Here is a 13309-nt window from a genome sequence, read left to right as displayed (position 1 = left end):
AAGACGAGATAGATTAAATCTATTTTGTCTCTATTTATACTCAATACTATTTATAAGTAATTTTTTATTTATAAATGGATCAACAATAGCTTCTATCTCATTTAAATTATATTTTAATGGGAAACCAATTTTAGAATTAGTTGCAGTTGTCTCTAAAATATAAAATCTTCTTCCATTTATATATAAAGCTTTTTTATTATTTAAGGCTTCTAAATTTACAACTACAAAGATATGTTTTGGAACCAAAACAAAATATGCTTCATAAGTTTTTGCTTTTAGTAGTGAAATCAAAAGATTTGATTTATCATCACAATCTCCAAAATTTTGCTCTACAACCTTTTTTGGACTTTTTGCAACATTTTCATTTATTTTATATGGAATATTTGTAACAAAATCAAGCATTGATTGCACTTCACAAATGCTACTTTTGCAATCTTTTGTTAAAAATTGTGCCAACTCTTTTGTAAAATCATCAACTCTTACTTGATTTACATAAGTAGAGTTTCCAATATCTATAAACTGATTTTTAACTATAAAAAAAGAGTTATATATTAGATAAAATAGATATATTAAAAATATTGTTGATATAAAAAATGATAAATTTTTTAAGATTTTACTATTTATTAACACTACAATCCTAATGAACCTTTTATTCCATCAAACATTAGTTGAGCAGACAAAGCTGCTAAAAAAAGTCCTGTAATTTTTGAGATAATTAATAAACCATCTTTTCCTATAAACTTCTCTATTAAACTTGATAAATATAGCATTGAACCTATTAATAATATTGCAGATAAAAGTGCTAAACTTCCTGTAAGAAGTTTTGAAAATTTATCAAACTCAGCACCCATAACAAGCAAAACTCCAATTGATCCAGGTCCAATAATAATAGGTAGTGCTAAAGGAACAACTGCTAAATCAGATAGATTTTTATCTGTTGGTTTTTGTCCATCTTTATTTCCATAAATAAGTCCAACTGCTGTTAAAAATAGCAAAGCTCCAGCTCCTATTTTAAAAGCATCTAAAGTAATACCAAAAACTTTAAAGATATGTTGTCCAAAAAATAAGAGTATCAAAGCTATAACAACAACAGAGAAAGTAACTTTTATGGCTAATTTTCTTTTTTCATTTATAGTAGCTTCACTTGTAATTGTTAAAAATACGCTAAGTACAAAAAAAGGTGTCATAATAAAAAACATCTTTAAAAAAGTGGCAATGAAAAAGTCCATTTAATTTTCCTAAAATAAGCTAAATTGTTAAATTTTGGCTTATTCTAGCTTTTATAATATGAAAGAGTGTTTAATCTTTTTTTATAAATTTTAAGAAAAATACTAAAAAGATTGAAAGAATAAATCCTGTTACAAATGCAACTGCAACTATTAGTTTTTTCTTAGGTTGATTTATAGGAGTATCTAAGATTGAAACACCTCCCCCTATTTGTTTTGTCATAATTTTATTTTGATAAAAAGTAGTTTCATTTTGATGTTTTTCTATAATAAAATCTTTTACTTTTTCTAAAGTTGAAATAATCTCATCTTTATTTTCATTTGAGTATTTAACTTGTAATAAAGATTGAGTTCCTTTAACCAAACTTGCATTAACTGGAAACTCTAAACCAATAATATAAGCTAAATTTTGAGGAGCTTCTATGATTTTATCTCCAAAATTTTCACTTTGAATTTTTCCAATCTAATTCCCCTTTGATCTATTTGAAGTTTGGATTCTATCTAAATACTAATTAAAACTTAATCTACTCTTCAATCATTGTATAGTGAAGCTCAAGTCCTTTTGAAGTTGCTACAAAACCATTTACATTTATCTTTCCATCATGAACCATTTTGTGATGAAGTTTACAAAGAGGAATTAGGTTGTATTTATGATTTGCATTTATATGACCTATAAATCCATCTTTATTTGCTTTTGCTTGTTCAGCTATATGATGAACCTCATCACAAGCTCGACCACAAATTATACAAGTGCTTGTGTAGAGATTGCTATTATATTTTGAAGATTGTTTTTGAGAAATTCTTTCAACTTTTGTGTAATCATCTGCCAATCTTTTTCTAATATCATTTGCAACACTTAAAAACTCTCTATCCATATGTAAAGATTTTGCAAACTCTAAACCATAAATTGATGAACCACTTCCATAATTTAACTTTCTATTAAAAATAAGTTTATCTTCATCATCAACATACATAACAGCCAAATGAAGGCAGATTATATTTTTGAGTTTTTCAATCTCAGGAATTGTAGGAAGTTGATGAAGATGAGTTGCAAACACAAACAAAGCTTCAAGTTTAGCCAATTTTAAAATAGAGCTTGCAACAATACTTAATCCACTTAAAGTCTCAGTGCTATGACTTATCTCATCACCTAAAATTAGTGATTTTTTATTTGCTCGATTAAATATATTTTTTAAATCCATCATCTCAACTGCAAAACTTGATAATCCTTTTGCAATATTATCAGCTCCACTAATTCTTGTAAAAATAGAGTCAAAAATTGAAAATCTCATAGATTTACAAGGTACAAAAAATCCAGCTTGAGCTAAAATCACACTTATTCCAATTGCTTTCATAAGTGATGATTTTCCTGAGCTATTTATTCCAAAAAGAAGTATTCCATGCATTTTATTGTTTTGTAAATTTATTGGGTTTGAGTTTTTATATATTAGATTTTCTAAATTATCTTTTGAAGTGTATGAGAGCTCTCCTAGTAAAATATCATTTGGAACATAAACTCCATAATCTTCATTTGCCTCAATTATTGGATGTCTTAAGTCAATTAACTCCAAAAAGTTCTCATCATCTTTTGTTTTAACTATTTTTGGGCAAGTGTAGTTATGTTTTTTTGCTGTTTTTATATTTGAAACTGTTACATCTATTTCAGCAATAAACAGAACTAACTCCTCTAAAAGTGTTGCAAATTTTTTCTCAAACTCCTCTATTTTCTCTTTAAAAACAAGCTTATTTATCTCAACAATTTTTCTAATATTATGAACATATTTATCAGATATATCATTCATAAATTCACAAGAGATTTTTATATTATTTGTTTGTGTTTTAATAGAGAAATCTTTAAAAAGTAAAAGTTTATCATCTATTATTAGGTGTGATTTTAAAAGTTCCTCTTTTATAAGATTGTATCTATTTTTTGTAATTGATATAAAAAAACCCTCTTTATCAAGACGATTTATTGTTACAAAACTCTTCTCATCTGTTTTAAAAAAACTTAATATATGAGTTTGTAAAAGTTCAAGTTTAAAAAATAGCTCTTCGTTTTCTTTATTTAACTCATCTATTAAAGAGTTTATACCACTTGTTATCATATTTGTATCAACATCTTTTAACATAAATCTAGCACTTACACTTAAATCAAATGTGCTATTAATTGAGTTTAAAAATATATTTATCTCTTCACTGCTACAAGGTGGGGTTACAAATTTATAATTCTCCATAAATTTAACTAACTCTTTTATACTAAGTAGTGAGTCATATAAATAGTTTAACTCAAATGGATGAAGCCTATTTAACTTGATTCTTCTTGTAAGCCTTTCAATATCATAGATATTTGCTAATTCATTTTCAATTGGATTGTGATAATCATATAAATCAAGTGATAGTTTATATCTTCGTAAAAGCTCTTTTGTATCTTTGATTGGATTTGTAACTCTCTCTTTTAAAACTCTTTTTCCCATTGCTGTTGAAGTATTGTTTATAAGTTTTATTAAACTTGGATTATGGCTTGTGTCTATAATATTTAGTTGCTCTAGGGCATTATTTCCAAGATATATATATCGACTTACATCAAGTTTTATTGGAGTTGAGAGTTTTTGAATAATTGCACTATCATGTGCTAATACAAAATCAATTAAAATAGCCAAAGATTCGCTTGAAAGTGGACTTAACTCCATATTTAAATGCTCAATTGGAGTTAAAAGTGATTCAATATTAAACACATTTTTAAAAAGTTCATTTTGATATGATATCTTTGGTCTATAAGTTCTTAAATGGTAACTTTTAAAGCTTAATTCTAAATAATCAATTATCTCTTTTTGATTTATATTTTTATCTACAATTGTAACTATTACTTCACTAGTTTTATGCATATTCATATAGTTAAATATCTCATCAAGTGCAAAAAATTTATCTTCATTCGTTCCAAAAACTTCATTGTAGTAGCACTTTGCTGTTGTTACATCGATTGCACTATAACCTATTAAGTAGTTTCCTCTTATTTGATCAACTACAATTGAAGTTATAAAATTCTCATCTTGATCAATTACAAAATCAAAATTTGTTCCAGGACTTACAACCACATCTAAGTATCTACTTACATTTGGAGGTATTCCTTTTTGTCTAATAATTGCAATAGTATATTTTTGCTCAGCAATAATTCTTGCTAAATGTTTCTCAAAAGATATTGCAGGAACTCCTGCCATAATAGGATTCTCTTTTGAGTTTTCTAGGATATTTTTATTTTTTCTAGTTAATTGAATATTTAAAAGCTCTGCTATCTCTTTTGCTTTTCCAATTTTTTCTTCATCATTATTTACTTCATAAACTTCAAAAAATGTACCTATCTCCATAAGTACTAAAGCATTATTTCCATACTTCTCTTCAAAAAGTTTTTGAAGTTTGAAATATGTAACTGTTAAAAGTTCGCTTCTATTTTCTAATAGTTCACTAACTTCTTCTCTCACTATCTTCGAACTCCAGTCCAATCTCTAATCATAGTTCTCTCTTCTTTTGTAAGATCCGCATCTTTATGAACTAATGTATATGCAGGAAGTGGCATAGATGCATGAACTGTTCTATAGATAGCTTTTAGCTTCTCTTCTTTCCTAATATAATTATAATCTTCCCAATTAGAAAAATTTAAAGCTCTAACTCCATTTGTAGTGTGTCTTATGACAACCCAAGAAAAAGGTGCAATATTTGAATACCATGGATACTCTATTTTATTTGAGTGACAATCAAAACAAGCTTTCACTAAAATATCTTTTATCTCTTTTGAAGCAACTATCTCTTTGCTACTATCTTCAATAAATTCAACTTTTTGTGGTCTTATAAACTGCATTAATACAAAAAGTATCAAACAAATCATTAAAAATCTAATCATTTTCAAAAACCATATTATATAACCTTCTTATTTCACTATTAAAAATATCTAAACTTATATTTCTGTTATATCTTTTAAACTCTTTGCCTTCAAAAAAAACCAATATTGTTGGACTTGAAAAGATATTAAAAAAAGATGCTAACTCTAAATTTGAATTACTATTTACTACTATTTTCTCAATTTTTGGAAAATTTCTTGAGATATTCTCTTCTATTTTTGGTTTTAAAACCTCACAAACCGAGCAGTTTTCTGCTTTAAAATATAAAACAACTGCTTGATTTTTTTTTAATATATCTAAAATCTTTTCTTTACTACTTAGTTCTCTCATAGTTTAGAAATTTTATATTTGATGACCACAATTTTTAGTAAGTCTATTTTTTTGCGATAAATATGAGTTTAAAGCTCCAATATATGCTTTTGCAGTTGCAAGCATTGTATCAATACTTAATCCATGACCTACAAAAGAGTTGTTTTTATCTTCAAAAGTAACTCTAACTGTAACTTTTGCTAAAGCATCTTTACCTTCACTAACAGATACAACTTTATAATCTTTTAACTCCCCTGCAAAACCAGTGATTCTATCTATTGTTTTAAAAATAGCATCCATAGTTCCATCACCTAAACCAGCATCTTTAATAATTTTATCTTCAAACTTAATTGAAACAGCAGCCATTGGTAAACCATCTGAGCAATCACTTATTTGTAAACCTACTAAGTCATAAATCTTGTCGTGATTTAAAGCTTCATCAGTGATTAACATTCTAACATCATCATCTGTTATATCTTTTTTCTTATCAGCTAATGCTTTAAACCTTTCAAATGCACTATTTAACTCATCATCGCTAACACTATCAAAACCTAATTGTGCAATTTTATCTTTAAATGCAGCTCGACCTGAATGTTTTCCTAATATTAAAGTGCTATCTTTGATAACTCCAACATCTTCTGGTCGCATAATCTCATATGTCTCTTGATGTTTTAAAACACCATCTTGGTGAATTCCACTCTCATGTGCAAATGCATTTTTACCAACAATTGCTTTATTTTGTTGTGGTTCAACTCCTGTAATTGTTGCAATTAATCTTGAAGTTGCATAAATCTCTGGAGTATTAATAGATGTATATAAATCACCAAAAACATCTTTTCTCACTTTTATTGCCATAACAGCCTCTTCTAAAGCTGAGTTTCCAGCTCTCTCACCTAATCCATTTATTGTAACTTCAATTTGTCTAGCTCCATTTAAAACAGCTGCTAAAGTATTTGCAGTTGCTAATCCTAAATCGTTGTGATTATGAACTGAAATTATTGCTCTATTATTTGCAAATTCGCTTAACTCTTTAACCATTGCACCCAACTCTGTTGGTAATCTATACCCAACAGTATCTGGTAAGTTAATTGTTCTAGCACCTGCACTAATAACCGCATCCATTACCTCTTTCATAAAAGGAATTTCACTTCTTCCAGCATCTTCTAAAGAGAACTCAACATCATCTACAAAAGTTCTTGCATACTCTACAGCTCTAACAGCTCTTTTTATAACCTCATCTGGAGACATTTTTAATTTATATTTCATATGAATTGGGCTTGTAGCTATAAATGTATGAATTCTATGTTTTTTAGCATGAGAAACAGCCATACCAGCCTGTTTTATATCATTTTCAATAGCACGGCTTAATGAACAGATGCTTGAATTTTTAATTGTTTTTGCAATTTGAGTAACTGCATCAAAATCTCCAGGACTTGCTGCTGCAAAACCAGCTTCAATAACATCAACTCCCAATTTTTCTAACTGTAAAGCAACTCTTAATTTCTCTTCTGTGTTCATAGAACAACCAGGGCTTTGCTCTCCATCTCTTAAAGTAGTATCAAATACAATAATTTTATTTTTATCCATAATATTTACCTTTTAAATTAACTTTTGATTATATCTTTTTTTAAATAAAAAAAGAAAAACAGATTTTTTAGAAACTTATTTAATTTTAAATTAAAATTTGAGTAGATTTAAGAGTAGTAAAGAAGAGTTTACACTTTTTAGAAAATTGCTTTTTGAAATAATAAATATTTTCATTTTACTCTCCTTTTTTTATTAAGTTTGGAAGTATAATTTATTTTTTTAATTTTGTCAAGGATAATTTTTATTATTTAGTAAAATTATTTATATTAGAGGAAAAACCTCTAATATTTAACTCTTTTATTTATTATTAGTTGAACTTTCATCTGAATCAATATTTGATTTTGTTTTTGAATCTTTATTTACTTCTGCACTATCCTTATTCAAAGCATCACTATGCAAATCTTCATCCTCGAAAACTTTTCCACCATGTTCTTTTATAATCTCTCTAACTCTTTCACCTGTAAGTACCTCTATTTCAAGTAGCTCAGAAGTCATTTGTTCAATTGCATCTTTGTTATCTCTTAAAGCTTGCAACACAACTTGATATCTTTCATTTAAAGTAGTTTTTACATGATCATCTAAATCTTTTGCCATAGCATCTGAGAAATCTTTTTGAGTTTGTCCACCTAAGAACTGATTTGTTCTTCTTTCTAATACCATAAGCCCAGCTATATCACTCATTCCATAAATAGTTGCCATAGACTTAATAATATTTGTAGCTCTCTCTAAATCATTTCCAGCACCTGTACTAATCTCTCCTATAAATACCTCTTCAGCAGCTCTTCCACCAAGTAAAACATCAACTTCAGCTATTAGCTCATGTTTTTGCATTAAATATTTATTCTCTTCAGGAGTATTTAGTGTATATCCAAGCGCTGCAAGTCCTCTTGGAACAATAGATACTTTATTTACTTTTTTAGCACCTTTTGTAATTTCAGCCATAACTGCATGTCCACTTTCATGATATGCAACTATTTTTCGCTCTTTTGGAGATATTCTTCTTGATTTTTTTTCAAGTCCAGCTATTTGTCTCTCAACAGCCTCTTTAAAATCACTTGGTTCTACTTGATCTTTGTTTGCCCTACCTGCTAAAAGTGCAGCTTCATTTATAATATTTGCTAAATCAGCACCAGCTAGACCTGCTGTCATTTTAGCAACCTCTTTTAAATCTACATCTTTTGCTACTTTTACATCTTTTATATGTACATTTAAAATCTCAATTCTTCCTTCATAATCAGGTTTATCAACTAAAACTTGTCTATCAAATCTTCCTGGTCTTAAAAGTGCTGGATCTAAAACTTCTGGTCTATTTGTAGCTGCAAGAACTATTACAGGAGCTGTTTCAGTAGAAAATCCATCCATCTCTGCTAAAAGTTGATTTAAAGTCTGCTCTCTCTCATCATTTCCACCCATTGGTCCGCCACTAGCTCTGCTTTTACCAATAGCATCAATCTCATCAATAAAAATAATAGCAGGAGCTACTTTTTTTGCTTGTTCAAATAAATCTCGCACTCTACTTGCACCTACTCCAACAAACATCTCAATAAATGCAGATCCAGAAACTGATAAGAACTGAACATCAGCCTCTCCAGCAACTGCTTTTGCTAAAAGTGTTTTACCTGTACCTGGAGGACCTACAAGTAATACACCTTTTGGAATTTGAGCACCAAGTCTTACATATCTTTCTGGGTCTTTTAAGAAATCAACTACTTCTCTTACCTCTTCTTTTGCCTCTTTATTTCCAGCCATATCATCAAATTTTACATTTGGTTTTTCAGAGTTAATCATCTTCTTTGAACTTCCAATTCCAAGAATTCCTCCGCTTCCACCACCCATAGATTTTTGCATTCTTTTAACCAAAAACATCCAAATTGCAAAGAATAAAAATATAGGTAAAACCCATCCAAAAAGAATATCAGATAAAACATTCTCTTCATTTATTCCACCATATGAAATACCCTTTTTCTCTAATTCACTAATTAGTGTCTCATCTGGAACAACTCTTCTAGCTGTATATGTAACTCTTTGCATACCATCATTTTTGCTAATAGCTCTAATTTGAGTATTTCCAATACCTACATACTCTATTTTTCCACTAGAAATTAATTTTTTAAGTTCTGAATATGGAACAGTTTTATTAGAACTACTTCCATAAGATTGCATTTGTGAATTTGTTGCACCTGATTCACTATCAGGGAAAATTGTTTTAAACACAAAAATTGTGATTAAAGAGAATGCAACAAAAATCAAAAGTGGGTTATTGTTAAAAAAATTGTTGTTATTGTTATTGTTGTTACTATTTTGATTTTTGTTTGAGTTGTTATTTTGTTGTTTATTCATAAATTAGATCTCCTTACTATTTTGTAGAATAAGTGTTATCCACTCATTTTTTTGAACTACTTTTAAAACTTTTAAATCGCTAAAACTACTTTTTACTCTACCTTCATACTTGTCTAATATTCCAGATAAAATTAAAATTCCATCTTCTTTTAATTTTGATTTTAAATCACTTGAAATCATAACTAAAATATCTGCAATAATATTTGCTACTACAACATCATACTTTTTATTTGTAATATTTACAGAACCTATCCATGAATCATTTATTTTTTCACCGTTTAAAGTAAAATTTGATTGAGTACTCTCTATACAAATCTCATCAGTATCACAAACATCAACAACTGCACCTTTTTTTGCTGCTGCAATTGCTAAAATACCACTTCCTGTTCCAACATCAAGTAATGTATCATCTTTTTTTACAAACTCATCAATTGCCAAAATACATGATGAAGTTGTTTCGTGATGACCTGAACCAAATGCAAGTGCTGGGTCTATTAGAATATCTATTTTTCCATCTTTTTTCTCTACCCAAGATGGTCTTACATAAAAATTACCAACCTCAACTGGATTTATAGAGTCTTGATATTTTTTTATCCAATCAACTGCATCTTTTTTTTCGTAAAAGATTTGGCACTCTACATCTATGGCTTTACTAAACTTTTCTATAGCCTCTTTTATATCTTCTAAACTATCTTCACTTCTAATAATAATTGATTTTTCACTCTCTTCAATAGCATCTTCAACTATACTCTCTACTAAATCTAAAAAAACATCATAATTTTTTTGAGGGAAAATCTCTAATTCAAAATATTGCTGTGTCAAAAATTTTTTTCCTTTTAAATTTTTTATTGTAAAAATGCGATATTTTATCTAAATAACTTTTTAATCAAATTAAATTTTAAAAAAGCTCTCTATTAAATCTCTCATTATATTTTTATCGCTTACTTGATTTACTAAATCTCTAAACTCATTTGCTCCTGTATAACCTTTTGAATAAGCGTGTAACAATTTTCTAAAAATTATAGCACCATAATCTCCGTGAAACTCAAGCATTTTGTCATAGTGTTCTAAAATAATCTCTTTTTTAATAGAGTTGTCAATATCTTCAAGCTCATGTTTTAATTGATAAAAAACCCAAGGTTTACCAATAGCACCTCGTCCTATCATAACACCATCTGCTTTTGTGTACTCTAAAACCTCTTTTGCTTTTTTATAATCTTTTATATCGCCATTTGCAATAACAGGAATTGAAATAGCCTCTTTCATCTGTTTAATTGCATCATAATCTACAGGGGCTTTATATTTTCCAGCTCTTGTTCTTCCATGAACTGATACAAAATCAACTCCACAAGCTTCAACTACTTTTCCTATTTCAACTGGAATTTTTTCATTAACTCCAAGCCTTACTTTTGCACTTGTATACTCTTTTTTTGAGTATTTTTTAATAGTACTTAAAATCTCTTCAAGCTTTTTTAAATCACCAAGTAAGTTTGAACCACTTCCATGATTAAAAACTTTTGGAGCAGGACAACCGCAGTTTAAATCAATTCCATCAATTCCATCAACATCATTTAAAATCTCAACTGCAGCTTTAACTAAATCAACACTATTTCCAGCAATTTGAACAAAATATGGATCTTCACTAGGAGCTTTTTCTACCATTTTAAGTGTTCTTGCACTTTTATAAACCAAAGCATTTGAGCTTATCATCTCTGAAATAGTAAGATCTGCTCCAAACTTTTTAACAACACTTCTAAAAGGTAAATCTGTATAACCAGCAAGTGGTGCTAAAACCACTAGAGGTTTTGAAAAATCAAGTTTTTTTTTCATTATTTATAAGAGATATTATCTAAATTGTAGTGTTTCCCTGCATCTTTTAAATCTAAAAGTGCCTTAAATGCTACATACTCATCTTCAGCAGAACCAACTAAAAACTCTCTTAATTTATCTATCATCTCAAATTTATTTAAAATATATAAGTAAGCTTCTGTTGCATCTTCATTTTGGCTTGAAAGTTTTTCAAAAAGCATTATTAAAGTATCTGGTTTTTCACTATCTTCATAAAGTTTTGCAAATTTAATATACTCATCTTTAGATAAATTTAAATCTTTTAATATCTTTATAATCTCTTCATATCCTAAAGAGAAATCATCTGTTTGAACATCTTTTTTCAAAATTGCACAAGCTAACTCTTTATCTAATTTAACTTCATTATAAACTTTTTTAACAGTTGTTAAACTCTTATCTGAAATAACTTTTAAAAGAGCCTCTTTTTGTAGTTCATAACCATATTTATCTTTTCTTTTTACAACTTCAAGAGCAAAATCAGCATCATTTGCAATTCTGTTTTTTATATTTTTTTCAAATAGTTTTGAACCTTTTGTGCTTTTTAAATCTTTTACATATAGACCATTTTCAATCTCATTTATAGTATGCAATATATCTTTTATATCTTCATTTGAAGCGTTTAATGTTGTTGTTTTTAGTTCAAAATCAACATTATGTAAAACATTTGATAACTCTTTAAAATCTTTTGTGATAAATGATACTTTTTTATCATCTTGAATTAATTTTGATTTTATTAAATCAAATGTAGATTTTATATCTTGTCTTACAAATCTATTTTTAAAGCTAATAACAATTGCATAAAAAATAATATGCAAATAGGTCATAACAGATAAAAATAGTATTGGAACAACAATCCAAAGCGAAACTGGTAGAGTTAAAGAGTTTCCAAACATTGTAAGAGTATATTCCCCTAATTCTAGGCTATGTACAAAGCCATATACAATAACCATAAACAAAATTGTAGCAATGATATAATTTTTAAGACCCATAGGTTCTCTTCCTTTTCTTTATTTTTAGATGTTTATTATACTTAAAACTTTATAAATTACTTATGATATGGATGATTGTTTATAATAGTTAATCCTCTAAATATCTGCTCACTTAAAACCAAAGTTGCCAATTTATGAGCAAATGTTAAATTACTAAGTTTAATTGTAGTATCACAAAGATCTAAAAACTCTCTTTGAAAACCGTATGCACCACCAATAAAAAAGTTTATTTGCATTTTATTTTCTAAAAGATTTGAAAAGGCGAAAGTATCGATATTTTTTCCTAAAACATCAAGAGCAACATTATAACCTTTTAAATATGGTTGATAAGTTTTTGTGTAGATTTTTTGTGCCTCTTCTTGACTTATATTTTGAGCTTTTGATATCTCATTATTAAAAATATAGTGAATATTTATCTTTGAGTATTTACTTGACATCTTTATGAAATCATTTATTAATTTATCAAAATCATCATTTGATGCCTTTGCAATCATATAAATATCTATTTTCAATTTAAAAAACCACTTCCAACACAGTTAAATCTAACATTTTCTATCTTATCTTCAACATTAACTCCACCAATTGCACAAACTGGGTGTTTTGATATTTTTGCAAGATAACTTAATTTTTCACCTAAAATATTTGATATATCTTTTGTGTTTGTAGTTTTGTAAGCTCCAAGTCCAATCATATCAAGTTCAAGATTGTTTGCCTCTAAAATTTCAAATTCATTATGAGTTGAAAGCCCTAAAAGTTTATCTTTTATTTTTGCTCTTAAAAGTTTAACAGCTATTTTTTTATCTTTATTAATTAAAGAGATATCCTCTTGTCCTATATGAAGACCATCTGCATAATCAATTAAGTCTAGTTTATCATTTATAATTATTGGAATATTTAGATTCTGTTTTAAATATATTAAGTTCTTTTTTTGAATATCTAAACTTGAATTTTTATCTCTATATTGCAAAAGAACTGCTTTGCTATTTTTTACTTTTTTAACAAAATCTTCTAAGCTTAATTTTTTTTTAATCAATGTTTCATAATCGCATAAAAGATAAAGCAAGTTAAAATCTTTGAGTTCATAACCCAAAGATTTTTCTAAATTTGAGAGCAT

At 27.8% G+C, this 13309-nt stretch carries 13 protein-coding genes; all 13 read right to left on the bottom strand.

The window, feature by feature from the left end; translation table 11 throughout:
* Nucleotides 1-30: 30 nt before the first annotated feature.
* Nucleotides 31-630, bottom strand: a complete 600-nt coding sequence (locus tag ASKIR_RS02225; protein WP_066352399.1) for a transglutaminase-like domain-containing protein — start codon at nt 628-630, stop codon at nt 31-33.
* Nucleotides 630-1229 carry a MarC family protein gene (locus tag ASKIR_RS02220; protein ID WP_066352401.1) on the bottom strand — a complete coding sequence of 200 codons (600 nt, stop codon included), beginning with the start codon at nt 1227-1229 and terminating at the stop codon, nt 630-632. Before ASKIR_RS02220 ends, ASKIR_RS02225 begins: the two co-directional genes overlap by 1 nt.
* Nucleotides 1230-1299: 70 nt before the next feature.
* Entirely contained in the window at nt 1300-1590 is a 291-nt protein-coding gene (locus tag ASKIR_RS10230; protein WP_066352407.1) for a GumC domain-containing protein, read from the bottom strand.
* Nucleotides 1591-1750: 160 nt separating this feature from the next.
* A complete protein-coding gene (locus ASKIR_RS02210) occupies nt 1751-4705 on the bottom strand; it encodes a MutS-related protein (protein ID WP_115588429.1) in 2955 nt (984 codons plus the stop codon).
* Nucleotides 4705-5124 (bottom strand): heme-binding domain-containing protein, encoded by a 420-nt coding sequence (locus ASKIR_RS02205; RefSeq protein ID WP_066355872.1) that lies wholly within the window; start codon nt 5122-5124, stop codon nt 4705-4707. Before ASKIR_RS02205 ends, ASKIR_RS02210 begins: the two co-directional genes overlap by 1 nt.
* The gene (locus ASKIR_RS02200) at nt 5117-5452 is read right to left on the bottom strand and encodes a thioredoxin family protein (protein ID WP_066352413.1); all 336 of its coding nucleotides are present in this window, start codon (nt 5450-5452) and stop codon (nt 5117-5119) included. The genes ASKIR_RS02205 and ASKIR_RS02200 overlap by 8 nt, the downstream gene beginning before the upstream one ends.
* Before the next feature lie 12 nt (nt 5453-5464).
* Complete coding sequence (locus tag ASKIR_RS02195) at nt 5465-7018, bottom strand: 2-isopropylmalate synthase (protein ID WP_115588428.1); 1554 nt, start codon at nt 7016-7018, stop codon at nt 5465-5467.
* 297 nt (nt 7019-7315) lie between these two features.
* A complete protein-coding gene (gene ftsH, locus ASKIR_RS02190; RefSeq protein ID WP_066352418.1) occupies nt 7316-9358 on the bottom strand; it encodes an ATP-dependent zinc metalloprotease FtsH in 2043 nt (680 codons plus the stop codon).
* 3 nt (nt 9359-9361) lie between these two features.
* The gene (locus tag ASKIR_RS02185) at nt 9362-10180 is read right to left on the bottom strand and encodes a 50S ribosomal protein L11 methyltransferase (protein WP_066352420.1); all 819 of its coding nucleotides are present in this window, start codon (nt 10178-10180) and stop codon (nt 9362-9364) included.
* A 69-nt stretch (nt 10181-10249) separates the two neighbouring features.
* Nucleotides 10250-11188: a tRNA dihydrouridine synthase gene (locus tag ASKIR_RS02180; protein ID WP_066162395.1), complete on the bottom strand. Its 939-nt coding sequence runs from the start codon at nt 11186-11188 to the stop codon at nt 10250-10252.
* Entirely contained in the window at nt 11188-12195 is a 1008-nt protein-coding gene (locus tag ASKIR_RS02175) for a hypothetical protein (RefSeq protein WP_066162398.1), read from the bottom strand. Before ASKIR_RS02175 ends, ASKIR_RS02180 begins: the two co-directional genes overlap by 1 nt.
* A gap of 56 nt (nt 12196-12251) precedes the next feature.
* Nucleotides 12252-12707 (bottom strand): 23S rRNA (pseudouridine(1915)-N(3))-methyltransferase RlmH, encoded by a 456-nt coding sequence (locus tag ASKIR_RS02170; RefSeq protein WP_066352422.1) that lies wholly within the window; start codon nt 12705-12707, stop codon nt 12252-12254.
* Nucleotides 12704-13309 carry a thiamine phosphate synthase gene (locus ASKIR_RS02165; protein ID WP_066352912.1) on the bottom strand — a complete coding sequence of 202 codons (606 nt, stop codon included), beginning with the start codon at nt 13307-13309 and terminating at the stop codon, nt 12704-12706. Before ASKIR_RS02165 ends, ASKIR_RS02170 begins: the two co-directional genes overlap by 4 nt.

The organism is Aliarcobacter skirrowii CCUG 10374 (genome assembly GCF_003544835.1).
Lineage (GTDB): Bacteria > Campylobacterota > Campylobacteria > Campylobacterales > Arcobacteraceae > Aliarcobacter > Aliarcobacter skirrowii.
This window is presented reverse-complemented; position numbering and strand designations above follow the sequence as displayed.